Below are 16,746 nucleotides of genomic sequence, written 5' to 3' on the forward strand. Positions count from 1 at the left end.
ACCCTCTGCGATGTTTTCGCCACTGTGCGCGCGCCCGGTTAATCGACCATGACAGGTGTGCGTCAGTCGTGTGACAAACGCGTCGCCCCTGCGCCGGTGTAGACTGGCAGCTCGCCCGGAGACCGCCATGCAACCGATCCTGACCCTGCGCCATTACAGCCACGACCTGATCGCCCACAGCCACGACCACGCGCAACTGGTGTTCGGCCTGTCCGGCGCTTTGGATTTCGAAGTCGAAGGACGTGGCAGCCAGGTATTGCAGCAGAGCTTCGTGGTGATCCCCGCCGGCGCGCATCACGCGTGCGGCAGTCCCAAGGGCAGCCGTTGTCTGGTGCTGGATGTGCCGGACGAACAATGGCTGGCGCGCTCGCTGGGCGATCACGCCGATGCCAGCCGTCGCCTGCTGGACAACGCCGCGCGGTTGTCGCTGGATGCCGGGCAAGGTCAATTGGTCAACTGGCTGGCGAACAGTCCGGTGGACGACCCGTTGATTGCGCAACAAGGCGCGGTGCTGCTGCTGGCGAGCCTGAACCACGTGCCACCCGCCGAAATCGTCGCGCGCCGCCTGCCCTACGCGGCACTCGATGCGCACATCGAGCAGTACGCGGCCTATCCGCTGCAAGTGGCGGATCTGGCGCGCGTCGCCGGATTATCCAGCGCCCGGCTGCATGCGCGGTTCGTCGCCGAATGCGGGCAGACACCGATGGACTACATTCGCAGTCGCCGGCTGCACAAAGCCGTGGCGCTGTTGCGCAACACCACACTGCCCGTCGGTGAAGTGGCCAGCCGCGTCGGCTACAGCTCGCAGAGTGCTTTCTCGGCCGCCGTCCTGCGTGAGTTCGGTACGTCTCCTACACAATTGCGACGCGAGGCTGACGACAAAAGTCGATAGCCTGCCGACAGACTTTTGCGCCGTGACACGCTTCAATGTGTGCCTGTAATGGTGTTTGGAAAAAGGACTGCAATGACTCCCCGTACCGCCCTCGGCGCCCTGCATATCGGCGCACTGATGTTCGGCCTGACCGGCGTCTTCGGCAAACTCGCGGCCGCAACGCCCGCCGTCATCGTGTTCGGGCGCGCCGCGTTTGCCGTGCTGGCCCTGGCGTTCTTCGCCCGCTTCGCCCAACAGGGCGGCTGGCAGAAACTGCAGGCCGTCGACTGGCGGCGACTGGCCCTGAGCGGTGTGCTGCTGGCCGGCCACTGGGTGAGTTTCTTCATTGCGGTCAAGGTCGCGGGCGTTGCCATCGCGACCCTGGGCTTCGCCAGTTTCCCGGCCTTCACGGTGATCCTCGAAGGGCTGATCTTCCGCGAACGCATCCGCATCAATGAAATCGTGCTGGTGGTGCTGGTGAGTGTCGGGCTGGTACTGGTGACGCCGGCGTTCGATCTGGCCAGCGGCGCGACCACCGGCCTGCTCTGGGCGATCCTGTCCGGCCTGCTGTTTTCCCTGCTGTCCCTGACCAACCGCGCCAGTTCCGGGCGCATCCCGGCGGTGCAGGCAGCGTTGTGTCAGAACGTGGTGGTGGCGTTGTGTCTGCTGCCGGTGGCAGCGCCGCAACTGAGCGACGTGCGCGCCATCGACTGGTTTTGGATCGGTCTGCTCGGGGTGTTCTGCACCGGCGTCGCCCACAGTCTGTTCGTCGCCAGTCTGGCGGTAATCAAGGCGCGCACCGCCGCAGTGGTGTTCGCCATGGAGCCGGTGTACGGGATTACCGTGGCGTGGCTGCTGTTCGATGAAGATCCGACCCTGCGCATGCTGATCGGCGGCGCGCTGATCATCGTTGCGATCGTGGTGTCGAGCCGGATGTCAGGCAGCAGCGACAAGAAAACCGTCGCGGCCGAAGCCGCCTCTCACTGAGTACGGTCGTTGTGGCCGAGGTCGCGGTCAGGGTCGATCCGGTCGCGCACCCGCTGCTTGAGCACCTTGGCCTCGGGGAAGCCGCCGTCGGCCTTGCGTTCCCAGATCTGTACGTCGTTGCAGGTAATGTGAAATATCCCGCCGGTGCCCGGCACCAGTGACACTTTGCCGAGGTCATCGCCGAAGGTGCTGAGCAGCTCTTGTGCCAGCCACGCGGCACGCAACAGCCACTGGCATTGCGTGCAATAAGTGATGACGATTTCCGGTTTTGTGACGGTCATGATTGCTGAAACTCCTGAGCCAGAGGGCGCCGCTATAATAGCCGGCTTTATCGCTCGCCCCGAGAATCACGATGCGTCGTCTGCTGATCTGCCTGCTGCTTGGTTTCCTCCCCCTGTTCGCTGGTGTCAGCGTCCATGCCAGTGAGACCACACGCCCGAAAGTCGGACTGGTGCTGTCCGGTGGCGCGGCCCGTGGCCTGGCGCACATCGGTGTGCTCAAGGCCCTGGAAGAGCAAGGCATCAAGATCGATGCGATTGCCGGCACCAGCATGGGCGCGGTGGTCGGCGGGTTGTACGCCTCGGGCTACAAGATTGACGAGCTGGAAAAACTCGCCCTGACCATCGACTGGCAGCAGGCATTGTCCGACGCCCCGCCCCGCAAAAACGTACCGTTCCGGCGCAAGCAGGACGACCGCGATTTTCTGGTGAAACAGAAGCTGAGCTTTCGCGACGACGGCAGCCTCGGCCTGCCCTTGGGCGTGATTCAAGGCCAGAACCTCGCGCTGCTGCTCGAAAGCCTGTTGGCCCATACCAGCGACACCCGGGATTTCGACAAGCTACCGATACCGTTCCGCGCCGTGACCACCGACATCGCCAACGGCGAAAAAGTGGTGTTCCGCAAGGGCCATCTGCCCCAGGTGATCCGCGCCAGCATGTCGATCCCGGCAGTGTTCGCCCCGGTCGAACTCGACGGCAGATTGCTGGTGGATGGTGGCATGACCGACAACATTCCCCTCGATGTGGCGCGGGAAATGGGCGTCGACGTGGCCATCGTGGTCGACATCGGCACCCCGCTGCGCAACCGCAAGCAACTGGTGACCGTGGTCGATGTGCTGAACCAGTCGATCACCCTGATGACCCGACGCAACTCCGAAGAGCAACTGGCGACCCTGCATCCCGACGACGTGCTGATCCAGCCGCCGCTGGCGAGTTTCGGTTCCACCGATTTCGGCCGAGGCCAGGAGATGATCGACGCCGGCTACCGAGCGACCCAGGCCCTGGACGTACGCCTTGCCCGCCTCAAACCGGTGCAGTCGCAGGACGCCGAACTCAACGCTGCCCGCGCGCCGGGCCAACGCACGCCGATCATCACCGCGATCAAGGTCGAGAACGACTCTAAAGTCGGCGATGACGTGATCCGCTATTACATCCGCCAGCACATCGGTGAACCGCTGGACCTGGGCCGCCTGCAAACCGACATGGGCACTCTGTACGGCCTCGATTATTTCGAGCAGGTGCAATACCGCGTGGTGCACAAGGGCACGGATCACACGCTGGTGATCAGCGCGCGCGGCAAACGCACCGGCACCGATTACCTGCGGGTCGGCCTCAACCTGTCGGACGACATGCGCGGCGACAGCGCCTTCAACCTCGGCGCCAGTTACCGCATGAACGGCATCAACCGCCTCGGCGCGGAATGGCTGACCCGGGCGCAGATCGGCGATAAACAAGAGTTGTACAGCGAGTTCTATCAGCCGCTGGACGTGGGCTCTCGCTACTTCGTCGCGCCTTATGCGTCGTTTGCCGCACAGAACGTCGACTCGGTTCTGGACAACGATCCGATCGCCCAGTATCGCGTCGAGCGCTACGGCTTCGGCCTCAACTTTGGCCGGCAGATCGGCAACAGCGGCGAAGTGCGTTTCGGCGTCGGCGAGGCCTGGGGCAAGGCGGATGTGCGGATCGGCGATCAGGATCTGCCGAGCGAGAATTTCAACGAAGGATTCTATGCGCTGAAGTACTCCTTCGACTCGCTGGACAACGTCTACTACCCCCACGAAGGCGAAGACATCAGCCTGACCCTGGTGCAGTTCGAACCGAGCCTGGGCTCCGACACGCGCTACCGACAGTGGGAGTTCAAACTGGACAAGGCCATGAGCAGCGGCCCGGACACGCTGATTCTTGGCGGTCGCTACGGCCGCACGCTGGACGATGCCAACGTGGTGACCTCCAGTTTCCTGCTCGGCGGCGCCCGGCAATTGTCCGGTTTCCGCGAAGACGCGATCTCCGGGCAGAACGTCAATCTGTTGCGTGCGGTGTATTACCGCCGCCTCACCCCGCGTTCGTACCTGCCGCTGGACTTCCCGCTGTACGCCGGCGCCTCGCTGGAACGCGGCCGAGCCTGGAACAACGACAACGAGTTCGACAGTGGCTACATCAACGCCGCCAGCGTGTTCATCGGCTTCGATACGCCGCTGGGACCGTTGAACTTCAGTTATGGCCTGAACGATGCGGATGAACAGGCGGTGTACCTGAACCTCGGCCAGACCTTCTGACGGCGCTCAGCGAATCCCCGCCAACAGCGTGCGCGCCGTTTGCCTGAGGGGTTCGTCAGCCTCTTTGAGCAGTTCGTTGAGCAAGGCAATGGCGCTGTCGAGATCGCCGTCGTCGATGCAGGTCTGGGCCTGTTCGAGTTTGCCGGCGTTGGCGGCGTCTGAGGGTTCGGGCTCCAGTTCAGGAGCATGTAGCTCCAGTGGTTCCAACGAGAGCGACGAACCGGGATCGCCAAACTCGTTGAGAAAGTCCTCATCCAGCGGCTGCGCTTCCGGCTCGGCGATCCATTCCAGTTCGGCGGTTTCGGTATCGTCGGGCAGGGTTTCCGGCAATTCGAAATCCTGTGGCAGTACCTGCAGATCGGAGCCGAGCGTTGATGGCGCCTGTTCAGGTGCGTCGGTGGTGGAGCGAGTCTCCTCAAGATCCCAACTCGACGCCATCGAGAGCTGATCCAGGTTCAGTTCGAAATTGTCTTCGGGTTCCGGCTCCACAGGGGGTTCGATCGGCAGCGCAGCAATCACCGGAGCCGCTGCCGCCAGAGGTGCGGCGCTGACCAGTTTCGGGTAGCGGGCGCGAATCTCCTGCAAGCGCTGATCCTCGACCCCGAGCTGGCGCAGGCGGTTTTCCTGCTCGTCATAGATCGGCGTGTCGCCCTGCCGCCCCAGCACTTCAAGCAACTGCACGCCGAGGTCAATGCGCTCCGGCTCCCGCTGCAACGCATCACGCAACAGACCGGCGGCCTCGCCCAAGCGTCCGTAAGCCAGATAAATGCCGACCGCTTCCAGCACATCGCCGTTGGCGTGTTCCTCGCGATGCTCGACAGCACTGTGAATGGCACTCGGCTGCATCGGTTCGGCGTCGTCGACCGGGGGTTCGTTTCGTACCGGCAGGAACGGCAACGGCGCAGCAGTCCCTTGCGCCTGCTGGCGTTGCCGGCGCACATACAACCCCGCCACCAGCAACCCCAGTACCAGCAACAATCCGCCGAGCAGCGGCCAGTTTAGTGAATCCTCTTGAGCCTCGACCGGGGCAATGACCGGCGCCGGCACAGGTGCCACGGGCGCTGAGGTCACTGGGGGTGCCTGTTGCACTTCAATCAGACGGGCCTGCAAATCACCGAGCTGTTTCTTGCCGTCAGCGATCAGCACTTCCTGCGCCTGAAGCTTCACGTTCAATGCATCGATGGTTTTTTGCAGTTGCTGGTTCTGCACAAGGCTCGCCGCCAGTTGTTCGGCCTGCGCGTCGGCGACCGGAGCCGGTGGCTGAACAGGCGCAGCAGGTTTGGCCGGCGTAGTTGCGGTGGGAGTCTCGGGGGTCGGGAATTCCGAGGATTGCGCGCGCGCCGTTGGCTCGTCGGTGGCCGGGACAATTCCCGGTGAGCCCGGCGGATCGATCAGCACGGTGTATTCGCGCAGCAGGTGGCCGTTGGGCTGATCGAGCTGCACCAGGAAATTCAGAAAGGGTTCGTTGACCGGTTTGCTGGAGGTCACCCGGATCATGTTGCGATTGCCGCGCAGGATCGGGGTGAACTTGAGGTCATTGAGAAAGAACACGCGCTCGATACCGGCGCGGCCAAACTCGTCCGCCGAGGCCAGACGGACCGCCAGTTCGCTTTCACTGACGCCCCCGACATCCACCAGCGCGATGTCAGCCTTGAGCGGCTGATTGAGGGCTGAATGCACGGTGATGTCACCGAGCCCCAGCGCCAATGAGGCGGTGGACCAGGTGAGAACACCGGCCACCAGCAGCGAGTTGGCGCAACGCAGTACTACGTGCCGACTTCCGAGCATGAGCATCCCTTGTATAAGCAAAACCGACTTCTATGCGTTCGCACATCCGGTACGAACACGATATTGCCCAGTAGTTCTTATAGTCCGCCCAGCGCGATCTCTCAAAAAAACGGCACGCGGTTATGCCTCAAGACTTTTCCAGGTTAGCCAGAATGTGCCCGTGAACCCGCATGCACACCTTCAAATCCGCTTCGTCGACGCCTTCGAACAATTCCTTGCGCAGTTGCGTGGCGATGGTTTCGATCTGTTCGATCAGCGGCAGGGCCGGAGCACACAGCACGATTTTTTTCGCCCGGCGGTCTTCCATCACTGACTGGCGTTGCACCAGGCCCTGGCTTTCCAGGCTGTCGAGCAGACGGGCCAGGGTCGGCCCTTCGACGCCGACGCTTTGCGCCAGCTCCCGCTGGGTCGGCGCCTCTTCGAAGCGCGCCAGATGCAGCAGCACCAGCCAACGCGCCTGGGACAAGCCCAGGCCGGCCAGCCGGCGATCGAGTTCGGCACGCCAGCCACGGGACATCTGGGCCAATTGCATGCCAAAACGGTGTTGATCGGTTAACGGCATAAAACACTCATGATTAGACTGAACAAATAGAGAAAAACTAATTATTAGTCAGCTAAGCATGACATTTGGCTATAGGCAAGAGGCGTCCTGTACTGAATCGTTACAACCGTATAACGGTTGGCACAAACGCCCTCTTACATTTCAAACTCGGATTGCAGCGCAGCCCTTACGCAATACAGCACGCCTTCCGGAACACGACCGGCAAACAGCTCGGCCACTTCGGCGACCGACGGCAACTCGCCTTCGCCGTCGAGGAAAGCATCCTGTACTTCGCCCATCAGGTCTTCCGGCAGGTCCAGCGCCTGTTCCAGCGACAGTTGCTGCTTGCCAATGGCTTCGGCGAGCATGGTGTAGACATTCTTTTCCGAGCACTGCAACTGACCGGAGATCTGCAACGGCGTCATGCCGGCGCGGGCCAGGGTGATCAGTTCGTGACGCACGTCGGCCACCACTTTCGGCGCCTCGGCCTCGCCGCCGAGCACTTCGAGGAAGGCCTCGCCGTAACGCTCCAGCTTGCGCGCGCCGACGCCGCTGACCCGGGCCATGTCCGCCAGCGAGGTCGGCTGGCTGCGGAGCATTTCCAGCAGGGTCGAGTCGGGGAAGATGACGTACGGCGGCACGCCGTGTTCTTCCGCCAGTTTGCGCCGCAGGGCGCGCAAGGCTTCCCACTGTTCGCGCTCTTCGCCACGCACCAATTGACTGGCCTGGCTCTTGCTGCCGCTCTTGGCGGTGATTTGTGGTTTGAGGTCGCGGCGCAGTTCAAGGGTCACTTCGCCCTTGAGCAAAGGCCGGCAGGTATCGCTCAATCGCAGGCCGCCATAGCCTTCGTGATCGACATCCGCCAGACCACGGGCCACCAACTGGCGGAACAGCGAGCGCCATTCGCTCTCCCCCAGCGCCTTGCCGACGCCGTACACCGACAGGTGCTGATGGCCGAAGCTGCGGACCTTTTCGTTGTCCTTGCCCAGCAGCACGTCCACCAGATGGCCGACGCCGTAACGCTGGCCGGTGCGATAGATCGCCGACAGCGCCTGACGCGCAGGCTCGGTGGCGTCCCAGGTCTGCACGCCGTCGGTGCAGTTGTCGCAGTGACCGCACGGCTCCGGCATGTCTTCATCGAAATACGCCAGCAGCGCCTGACGGCGGCAGCGGGTTTCTTCGCAGAGCGAGAGCATGGCATCGAGCTTGTGCTGCTCCAGACGCTTGTGGCGCTCGTCGCCCTCGGAGTTCTGCAGCATCTGCTTGAGCATCACCACGTCTTGCAGACCGTAGGCCATCCAGGCGTCCGCCGGCAGGCCATCACGGCCACCGCGTCCGGTTTCCTGGTAATAGGCTTCAAGGGATTTCGGCAGGTCGAGGTGAGCGACGAAGCGCACGTTGGGTTTGTCGATGCCCATGCCGAACGCCACAGTGGCGACCATGATCAGGCCTTCCTCGTTGAGGAAGCGCTTCTGGTGATAGGCGCGCAGATCGTTGGGCAGACCGGCGTGATACGGCAGCGCCGGGAAGCCCTGCTCGGTGAGAAACGCGGCCACCTCCTCCACTTTCTTGCGCGACAGGCAGTAGACGATACCGGCATCGCTGCGCCGCTCGGCTAGGAACGCCAGCAACTGCTTGCGCGGCTGCTCCTTGGGCACGATGCGGTAGAAGATGTTCGGCCGGTCGAAACTCGAGAGGAAACGCTCGGCATTCTGCAGGTGCAGGCGGGTGACGATTTCTTCGCGGGTACGCTTGTCGGCGGTGGCGGTCAGGGCAATGCGCGGCACGTCGGGGAACATTTCCGCCAACTGCCCCAGTTGCAGGTATTCCGGGCGGAAGTCATGGCCCCATTGCGATACGCAGTGCGCTTCGTCGATGGCGAACAGGGCGATGTTCAAGCCTTGCAGAAACGACAGCATGCGCGGCTGCACCAGCCGCTCCGGCGCCAGATACAGCATCTTCACTTCGCCACGCTTGATCCGGTTGGCGAGATCGCGCTGCTGTTCAGCGCTTAATGTGGAGTTCAACGCGGCGGCGGCAACGCCCAGCTCTTCGAGGGTGGCGACCTGATCGTCCATCAGCGCAATCAGCGGCGAAACCACCACCGCCAAGCCATCGCGCAACAGCGCCGGCACCTGGAAGCACAGGGACTTGCCACCGCCGGTCGGCATCAGGACAAGGGCATCACCGCCACTGGCCACGCGCTCAATGATTGCACCCTGACGGCCACGGAAACTGTCGTAGCCGAAGATGTCCTTGAGGACGCGTTGAGCCTGTTCGAGCATAAAAACTCCAAAAATCCACCGAAACATCCCTGCACAGGCTGGTTCAAGACAGCCGAGGCTGCTTTAAACAAAACGTAAGCGCGCATTGCATCGCGCCCTACACAATCAGCCGCGACACCGGCAGGGATCGCAAAGCGCGGCAGTATACCCGAGCCCTCCCCGGCAGAGGGCACCGCCGAGAAGAAGCTTGTGCGGGCAAATCTGCCGTGCGGCTGGCTTGAGGGCTCAAGAAGGCCTAGAATTCCCGCATTGTTTATTCCCCCAAGGTAGCCCTTTAATGTCCTTCGCCGAGCAACTAACCCGCCTGCAAGTCTTCCTCGACGCCGACGAGCTGCATGAAGAGGCGCTGGACTACGTGGCCGCTCACGGTTACCTGACTGCGCTGTCGATCTGCGCCGACGTGGTGCCGGAGCGTGAATGGATCGACGCCCTGTTCGCCGAAGAGCCGCACTACAGCAGCGAAGCGCAGCGTGAAGAGATCGAAGCCACGCTGATCGGCCTCAAGGCCCACATCGCCCGCCAACTGGCGTCGGACGAAGAGTTCGAGCTGCCATGCGAGCTGGACCTGGGCGACGACCCGGACGATTCCGAACTGCGCGGCTGGTGCATCGGCTTCATGGAAGGGGTGTTCCTGCGCGAAGCGGCCTGGTTCGAAACCGCCGAAGAAGAAGTCAGCGAAATGCTCCTGCCGATCATGGTCGGTTCGGGCCTGTTCGACGAACAGCCCGAGTTCGAAGACATCGCCAAGGACGCCAACCTGATGGACGACATGATCGTGCAGATCCCGGAAGCCCTGACCGCGCTGTACCTGCTGTGCCAGGCGCCCGACGAAAAACCGGCGATCCTCAAGCCACGTCACCACTAAGATCCGGCCTATGGACAATCCCATAGGCAACCGCCCCCTGATGTTGCGCTACATCCTGCTGGCCATCGGCTGGCTGAGCGTGGCATTGGGGGTGATCGGGATTTTCCTGCCTGTTCTCCCCACCACCCCCTTCCTCCTGCTGGCAGCCGCCTGCTTCGCCCGCAGCTCTCCGCGTTTCTATCAATGGCTGGTCGAGCATCCCCGGCTCGGACCATGGATCCGCGATTACCTGGATGGCAACGGCATTCCGCTCAAGGGCAAGGTCTACGCGATCGGGCTGATGTGGGCGAGCATTCTGTTCTCGTGCTACCTGGTGCCGCTGCCTTGGGCCCGGGGGTTCATGTTGACCAGCGCGGTGCTGGTGACGGTTTATATCTTGCGGCAGAAGACGTTGCGCAAATCCTGACAAGGGGCGATGGCGCAACTCAGTCCTTTCAACCTGACACCCAGTTGAATCATGTTTAAGAACATGTCCGCAAGGCCACGCAACCTTGCGCCTTTGCCTACGCATCCGCCAGACTCCGCCGGCTTGTGCGCCTTGGGGGCGGGTTCTATTGTTTGCCGGTCGCTGAACAGCAGCGATCGGGTTTAGCGATCCGGCTCCCCACAGACGCAACAACGCCCAATCCCGATTGCAGTCTCTTCTCTGCACTTGGCGTAATGGTGGCTGTGCGTGGGAGACCTTCGGGTCTACCCGGGGTTTCTGTGACCCGGATCGCTAACCTGCGTACAGCCGCCACCTTTACTTGTTTAGCGATGAGTCGTGGCGGCCAAATCCAATCACGGAGATTCGCCATGATCAAACCAACGCCAAACCCGCCCGAAGTCGATTCGACTTCCCCCTACGAAACCCTCGACTCCAAGAAATTCCACGAAGCCGCCGAACGCGCCCTCGATCACTACCTCAATCCGCTGCTCCCCCGAAAACCGCTGCTCAGACCCGGCACCCGCTACCTCATCGCCCCCGGCATCGACAGCGAAGAACTGCTGGCCGATGCCTGCGAAACCCTGACCTCGGCCAAGGTCATGGCCAATGACTTCGCCGGGTTGGTGGACGGCCCGCAGCGGCATGTGCTGTTGGGGATTGCGCAGTTGATCATGCTGGGTGAACTGGCGGTGAATCGGGTGCTGGATAATCTGGAGTTGAAAACCGAGACGGCGGTGTAAAAAAGGTAAATGCACTGTCCCGAATAATGCGTGACAGACATGACGCCTTCGTCGGATCGCCGCCCGGGGCAAGCCCGCTCCCACAGGTACAGCGGCGTAATTTAAATGTGTGTTAGACGCACGACCTTGCTCCGGGCGGCGATCCGACGAAGGCTCACTCCCAGGCAACCCATCACTTGCGGCATGAAAAACCCGCCGTCCCGTTTGATCGGGGCGGCGGGTTTTGTCGTTTCAGCGTTCAGATCAAACCGTATCCACCTTCAACGAATGATCATTGAGCATGCCGTTGATGATGGTCGCCGTGTCGTGCCCGCTGGCGATCAACCCACCCGCCCCCGGCGTCACACCGTAGTGGCTGGCGAGGTTGACGCCCGCCAGGTCGATGGTCTGGTTCGGCGTGGCGCCGGCCATGGCGCTGACGTCGATGCTGGTCATGACCGAGGCGCCGCTGCCGGTGACGGTGAAGTGCAGGTAGTCATCCAGTGACGCCGACGTGCCGTTTTCACCTTGCAGCAGTTGCGACAGGTCGAGCTTGTCGGTGCCGGGGGTGAAGTCGGTGACGAGGTCGTGACCGCTGTTGCCCTTGAGCCACTGGAAGGTGTCGGCACCCGGTCCGCCGGTCAGGGTGTTGTTGCCCATCCCGCCGATCAGCAGGTCATCGCCCCCGCCGCCGTTGAGGATATCGTTGCCCAGGCCGCCGTTGATCACGTTGTTATTGTTGTCGCCGGTGAGGCTGTCGTTGAAGTTCGAGCCGACGAGGTTTTCGATGCCGGTCAGGGTGTCTGTGCCGGCGCCAATGGTGTTTTGCGCACCGAGCAGGCCGAGGTTGACCGTCACCCCGGCGGTCGCGTGGGCGTAGCTGGCGGTGTCGATGCCAGTGCCACCGTCGAGCAAATCGTTGCCCGGGCCGCTGTAGAGCAAGTCGTTGCCGGCGCCGCCGTGCAGTTCGTTGTTGCCGGAGCCAGCGGTGAGCACGTCGTTGCCGTCGCCGGCGTTGATGATGTTGTCGCCGGTGCCCGCCACCAGTACGTCATCGCCCGAGGTCCCAGTGAGGGTGTGGCCGTCCTGATAGCTGATGGTCACGTTTGCCGTGTCGCTGCCGCCGTGGTTGTCGTTGGCGGTGTAGGTGCCGTGGTAGTCCGGGGTGATGTCGTGGGCCCCGGCGTAGTTGAGGGTCATGGTCAGCTGGTAGTTCTCCGCCGCGTTGACGTTGTTGCCCGTGGTGTTGCTGATGTTGGTGATGTGGATCTGGTAGACGCCGTCGGACGACGCGGTCAGGGTCTGGCCGTCCGCAAGGGCGATGTACGCGCCGCCGTTGATCGAGTACTCCATGGTGATGTGACCGGCCGCCAGGTTGTGGTCCAGGTTGAGGGTTTCGCCCTGGCGCAGATTGACGGTGATGCGGTCTTCATCGTTGGCGTTGGTGTTGGTCACCGCGCCGAGGTAACCGCTGACCACCAGCACGGCGGTCATGGTCGCGGCGTTGGCGCTGAACGAATTACGCACGTTGGCCAGGTTCTGATTGGCGGCGGTGTTGGCGTTGGTGCCGGTGAAGCTGATCGCGCCGCTGCCGGTGAAGTCTGCCGATCTGGAGATCCAGCCGGTGTTGAACGAGGTCGGCGTGGCGTTGAGGGTGTCGCCGTTGGGGTCGGTGTCGTTGGCCAGCAACAACTCGCCCGGCACCACAATGTTGCCCGACAGCACGTTGGTGATGATGTGGTCGTCCGCCGCCACCGGAGGCGCGTTGGGGATCACTTTCACGGTCAGGGTCGAGCTGGCGAGGTCGCCATCGTTGTCGCTGAGGGTGAAGCCGATGTTTTCGGTGATCACCACGGCGGTGGTTTTTTGCGAGGTGTAGCTGTAGTCGCCGGTGTCGAGGTTGACCACCAGGGTGCCGCTGTTGTTGGTGGCGATGCTCAGGGTGTTGTTCACCGTGTTGAACGTGCCGTGGTTGGCGCCGCCGCTGGCGACCAGTGAACCCTGACCGCCGTTGGCTTTCGGGTCATAGGTGTAGGTGGTGCCGTCGACCACGATGGATTTGATGAACCCGCCATCGGCGCCGAACGTGCCGCCCTCGCCGATAAACGAACCGGTGACCGGCGCGCCCTGCACCGTGCCGGACAAGACCGAGTTCAGTTGATTGAGGTCGGTGACCACCACCGCGTTGGTGTTGGTGTGCGTGATGCCGTCGTACGCCAGCGGATCGAGGTTGGCGTTGCTCACGCCGCTGCCCAGGCCGATCGCGTAGTTCTTGATGTTGTTGGCATCGAGGAACGCCTTGAGCGTCGCTTCGTCGGCGGTGCCGATGTCACCCTCGTTGGGTTTGCCGTCGGAGAAGAAGTAGCCGACGTTCTGCGCCCCGGTGAGTTTGCCCGAGGTGTTGAACGCGTTGTACATGGTTGCCACGGCCGCATCGTAGTTGGTGCCGCCGCCCGCGCTGAGGCTGGCCAGAAGGGTCTTGGCCGTGGCGACATCGACCCACACCGAAGTGCGGTCGGTGGCGTTGCTGCTGAAGGTGACGAGCTGCACTTTCACATCGCCCAGATCATCGTACTTGTCGAGCAAGGCGCTGATCGCCTGCTTGGCCAGTTCCAGCCGCGACAGGCCCGGTACGCCGGAGGCGTCGGCCATGCTGCCGGAGATGTCGAGAACGATGAGGATGTTGGAGTCGATCTCCACCGCCGCCACCGAACGATCCGACGCCACCGCTTTTGGCACGTCGTCGACGATGTTGACCACGATGGTGCTGGTGGTGCTGTTGCCCAGCGCATCGGTGGCTTTGTAGGTAAAGCTTTCGCTCAGGGTGTTCGGCCCGTCGTTGGCGTTCGGCGTGGTTTTCGGCGCCGAGGTCAGGGTGTAGGTGTAGGTGCCGTCAGCGTTGAGCTGGATCTGCCCATAGGTGCCGGTGGCGCTGCCGACCAGGGTGTAGGTGATCGCCCCGCTGCCGCCGCTGACCGAACCGACCAGCGTGCCGCTGGCAGTTTCGCCGGTGTTGCTCGGGTCGCTGCCGGTGACCGTGCCGGGGGCCAGGTCTTGTCCGTCCTGGGTCAGGTCGAGGGCTTTCTCGTAGACGGTGACGTCTTGATCGGTCGAGGCCACAAGCTTGCTGTCGGCGACGTTGACGGTGATGGTGGTGGTGCTTTCATCGCCGTCACTGTCGCGGATGGTGTAGGTGAATGTGTCGGTGGCGCCCGGCGGGCTCACGGAGTTCGGGTTGCTGTGATAGACCGCATTGCCCGCCGCATCGAGGGTCAGGTAGCCGTAGTTGCCGTTGATGTTGCTGTTGAGGCCGCCGATGGCCGAGGTCGCAGTGTTGCCGCCGGCGCGCACGCCGACCACGATCGCCGCGCCATCCGCGCCACTGATGTCATTGCCCAGCACGCTGATGTTGACCGTGCCGCCCTCCGCCACCGAGCCGGTGTCGGCCTTGGCGGTCGGCAAGTCATCGATGATGTTGACGTTGATCTGCCCGGTCGCGGTGCTGCCGTCGGTGTCCGTCGCCACCACGTTGAAGTTCTCGGTGAGGCTGTTGGCGCCGTTGGCGGTCGGATGGGTTTCGTTATCGACCAGGGTGTAGCTGTAGCTGACCACGCCGGTGGCCGGGTTGTAACCGGTGATGGTCAGCGTGCTGCCCAGTGGGGTGACGGTCGATTGCGGGAAGCCGGCCACCACGCCATTGGTCATCACGGCGATGCCGCCCACGGTCAGGGTTTGCAGACCGTCGAGGGCCGTCACGGTGAAGGTGCCGCTCTGGGTCAGCGCCGGGGTGTCGGGGCTGGTGCCGTCGCTGAGGTTTTTCTCGTAGACGGTGAGTTCGCCACCATTCACGTCGAGGCCGTTGAGGACCACCGGATCGTCGTTGTTGTGAATGTTCAGCACCAGGTTGGCGGTGCTGGTGTCGCCGTCGGCATCGGTCAGGGTGTAGGTGAAGGTCTCGGTGCCGTTGCCACCGCCGTGCAGGTTTTTGAAGTCTGCATCGTTGGTGTTCAGCGTGTAGGTGTAAGTGCCGTTGGCGTTCAGCACCAGGGTGCCGTAAGTGCCAGTGAAGGTGCCGGGGGTGATCGGGCCGGCATTCGGGCCGGTCGCCACCACGTCGGCGCCTTGCACGTCGTTGGTCAGCACGTTGCCGTTGAGGGTCAACTGGTTTTCCGACGCGGTGCTGGCGTTGCTGTCGTTGATCGCCTTCGGCACGTCATCGACGATGCTGACCACGAGGGTGCTGGTGACGACGTTGCCCAGCGAATCGGTGGCCTGGTAGGTGAAGGTTTCGGTCAGGGTGTTGGCGCCGTCATCGGCGTGCGGGGTGGTGCTGGCCGGTGAGGTCAGGGTGTAGGTGTACGTGCCGTTGGGGTTGAGCACGATCTGCCCGTAGTTGCCGGTGGCGCTGCCGACCAGCGCATAGCTGATCGCACCGACCGCGCCAGTGACCGAGCCGACCAACGTGCCGGACGCTGTTTCTCCGGTGCTGGTCGGATCGCTGCCGGTGACCGTGCCAGGGGCTAGGTCTTGCCCGTCCTTGGTCAGGTCGAGGGCTTTTTCGTACACGGTGACGTCGGTGTCGCTGACGGCTTTGAGGCAGCTGTTGTAGACGTCGATGGTGATGGTGGTGGTGCTTTCATCGCCGTCGGAATCGCGCACGGTGTACACGAACACATCCACCGCACCCGGGCCGCTCACAGCATTCGGGTTGCTGTGATAGACCGCGTTGCCGTTGGCGTCGAGGGTCAGGTAGCCGTAAGTGCCGTTGATGTTGCTGTTGAGGCCGCCGATGGCCGAGGTCGAGGTGTCGGAGCCGGCGCGCACGCCCACTACCGCGCCACTGGCTGCCGGGCCGTCGGCGCCGCCGATGTCGTTGTCCAGCACGTTGCCGCTGACGGTGCCGCCCTCCTGCACCGACGTCGCGTCGGGTTTGGCGGTCGGCAGGTCGTCGATGATGTTGACGTTGATCTGTCCGGTGGCGGTGCTGCCGTCGGTGTCCGTCGCCACCACGTTGAAGTTCTCGGTGATGCTGTTGGCGCCGTTGGCGGTCGGATGGGTTTCGTTATCCACCAGGGTGTAGCTGTAGCTGACCACGCCCGTGGCCGGGTCGTATCCAGTGATGGTCAGCGTGCTGCCCAGCGGGGTGACGGTCGATTGCGGGAAGCCGGCCGCGACACCGTTGGTGATCACGGCAATGCCACCCACGGTCAGGGTTTGCAGACCGTCGAGCGCGGTGACGGTGAAAGTGCCGCTCTGGGTCAGTGCCGGGGTGTTGGGGCTGGTGCCGTCGCTGAGGTTTTTCTCGTAGACGGTGAGTTCGCCGCCGTTGACGTCGAGGCCGTTGAGGTACACCTGATCGTCGTTGTTGTGGATGTTCAGCACCAGGTTGGCGGTACTGGTGTCGCCGTCGGCATCGGTGATGGTGTAGGTGAAGGTCTCGGTGCCGTTGCCGCCGCCGTGCAGGTTTTTGAAGTCTGCATCGTTGGTGTTCAGCGTGTAGGTGTACGTGCCGTTGGCGTTCAGCACCAGGGTGCCGTAAGTCCCGGTGAACGTACCCGCCGTGATCGGGCCGGCATTGGGGCCCGTCGGTACACGGTCGGCGCCTTGCACGTCATTGGTCAGGACGTTGCCGCTCAGTGTGAGATTGGTTTCCGAAGCGGTGCCGGCGTTGCTGTCGTCCACGCCTTTTGGCAGGTCGTCGACGATGTT

Annotated in this window: 11 protein-coding genes; 6 read left to right on the forward strand and 5 right to left on the reverse strand. The window is 63.0% G+C overall.

The window, feature by feature from the left end:
- Positions 1-127 precede the first annotated feature (127 nt).
- Together ACTJK9_RS13450 and ACTJK9_RS13455 are read left to right on the forward strand one after the other, a co-directional pair.
- A complete protein-coding gene (locus ACTJK9_RS13450; RefSeq protein ID WP_440814282.1) occupies positions 128-892 on the forward strand; it encodes an AraC family transcriptional regulator in 765 nt (254 codons plus the stop codon).
- A 72-nt stretch (positions 893-964) separates the two neighbouring features.
- A complete protein-coding gene (locus ACTJK9_RS13455) occupies positions 965-1,858 on the forward strand; it encodes a DMT family transporter (protein ID WP_440814284.1) in 894 nt (297 codons plus the stop codon).
- Here the strand turns inward: ACTJK9_RS13455 and ACTJK9_RS13460 are convergent.
- Positions 1,852-2,139, reverse strand: a complete 288-nt coding sequence (locus ACTJK9_RS13460; RefSeq protein WP_039765482.1) for a SelT/SelW/SelH family protein — start codon at positions 2,137-2,139, stop codon at positions 1,852-1,854. The two genes, ACTJK9_RS13455 and ACTJK9_RS13460, sit on opposite strands and share 7 nt — an antisense overlap.
- Positions 2,140-2,210: 71 nt before the next feature.
- Here ACTJK9_RS13460 and ACTJK9_RS13465 point away from each other — a divergent pair, with 71 nt between their 5' ends.
- Positions 2,211-4,412 carry a patatin-like phospholipase family protein gene (locus ACTJK9_RS13465; RefSeq protein ID WP_440814286.1) on the forward strand — a complete coding sequence of 734 codons (2,202 nt, stop codon included), beginning with the start codon at positions 2,211-2,213 and terminating at the stop codon, positions 4,410-4,412.
- Between the two features lie 6 nt (positions 4,413-4,418).
- Here the strand turns inward: ACTJK9_RS13465 and ACTJK9_RS13470 are convergent, their stop codons facing one another.
- The 3 genes from ACTJK9_RS13470 to recQ all read right to left on the reverse strand — a co-directional run bounded on the left by ACTJK9_RS13470 (position 4,419) and on the right by recQ (position 9,026).
- Positions 4,419-6,200 carry a FimV/HubP family polar landmark protein gene (locus ACTJK9_RS13470; protein ID WP_440814288.1) on the reverse strand — a complete coding sequence of 594 codons (1,782 nt, stop codon included), beginning with the start codon at positions 6,198-6,200 and terminating at the stop codon, positions 4,419-4,421.
- Between the two features lie 127 nt (positions 6,201-6,327).
- On the reverse strand, positions 6,328-6,762 hold the full coding sequence (locus tag ACTJK9_RS13475; protein ID WP_039765478.1) for a MarR family transcriptional regulator: 435 nt from the start codon (positions 6,760-6,762) through the stop codon (positions 6,328-6,330).
- A 134-nt stretch (positions 6,763-6,896) separates the two neighbouring features.
- Positions 6,897-9,026, reverse strand: coding sequence for a DNA helicase RecQ (gene recQ / locus ACTJK9_RS13480; protein WP_440814290.1), 2,130 nt, complete (start codon positions 9,024-9,026; stop codon positions 6,897-6,899).
- Between the two features lie 277 nt (positions 9,027-9,303).
- On the opposite strand from recQ, the gene ACTJK9_RS13485 reads away from it, so the two are divergent.
- The 3 genes from ACTJK9_RS13485 (at position 9,304) to ACTJK9_RS13495 (ending at position 11,058) form a co-directional block, all read left to right on the forward strand.
- Positions 9,304-9,891: a UPF0149 family protein gene (locus ACTJK9_RS13485; RefSeq protein WP_064594261.1), complete on the forward strand. Its 588-nt coding sequence runs from the start codon at positions 9,304-9,306 to the stop codon at positions 9,889-9,891.
- A gap of 10 nt (positions 9,892-9,901) precedes the next feature.
- Entirely contained in the window at positions 9,902-10,297 is a 396-nt protein-coding gene (locus ACTJK9_RS13490; protein WP_065260960.1) for a YbaN family protein, read from the forward strand.
- A gap of 389 nt (positions 10,298-10,686) precedes the next feature.
- Entirely contained in the window at positions 10,687-11,058 is a 372-nt protein-coding gene (locus ACTJK9_RS13495) for a DUF6124 family protein (RefSeq protein WP_440814294.1), read from the forward strand.
- Between the two features lie 243 nt (positions 11,059-11,301).
- On the opposite strand, the gene ACTJK9_RS13500 is transcribed toward ACTJK9_RS13495, so the two are convergent.
- The coding region (locus tag ACTJK9_RS13500) for an Ig-like domain-containing protein (protein ID WP_440814296.1) at positions 11,302-16,746 on the reverse strand (5,445 nt) is incomplete at its 5' end.

The organism is Pseudomonas sp. 22082 (assembly GCF_052046055.1).
Taxonomy (GTDB): Bacteria; Pseudomonadota; Gammaproteobacteria; order Pseudomonadales; family Pseudomonadaceae; genus Aquipseudomonas; species Aquipseudomonas pharyngis.

Excerpts from the sequence above, each read along its gene's own strand:
- ACTJK9_RS13450 (WP_440814282.1), top strand. The coding sequence starts at position 128 with ATGCAACCGATCCTGACCCTGCGCCATTACAGCCACGACCTGATCGCC.
- ACTJK9_RS13455 (WP_440814284.1), top strand. The coding sequence starts at position 965 with ATGACTCCCCGTACCGCCCTCGGCGCCCTGCATATCGGCGCACTGATG.
- ACTJK9_RS13460 (WP_039765482.1), bottom strand. The coding sequence starts at position 2,139 with ATGACCGTCACAAAACCGGAAATCGTCATCACTTATTGCACGCAATGC.
- ACTJK9_RS13465 (WP_440814286.1), top strand. The coding sequence starts at position 2,211 with ATGCGTCGTCTGCTGATCTGCCTGCTGCTTGGTTTCCTCCCCCTGTTC.
- ACTJK9_RS13470 (WP_440814288.1), bottom strand. The coding sequence starts at position 6,200 with ATGCTCGGAAGTCGGCACGTAGTACTGCGTTGCGCCAACTCGCTGCTG.
- ACTJK9_RS13475 (WP_039765478.1), bottom strand. The coding sequence starts at position 6,762 with ATGCCGTTAACCGATCAACACCGTTTTGGCATGCAATTGGCCCAGATG.
- recQ (WP_440814290.1), bottom strand. The coding sequence starts at position 9,026 with ATGCTCGAACAGGCTCAACGCGTCCTCAAGGACATCTTCGGCTACGAC.
- ACTJK9_RS13485 (WP_064594261.1), top strand. The coding sequence starts at position 9,304 with ATGTCCTTCGCCGAGCAACTAACCCGCCTGCAAGTCTTCCTCGACGCC.
- ACTJK9_RS13490 (WP_065260960.1), top strand. The coding sequence starts at position 9,902 with ATGGACAATCCCATAGGCAACCGCCCCCTGATGTTGCGCTACATCCTG.
- ACTJK9_RS13495 (WP_440814294.1), top strand. The coding sequence starts at position 10,687 with ATGATCAAACCAACGCCAAACCCGCCCGAAGTCGATTCGACTTCCCCC.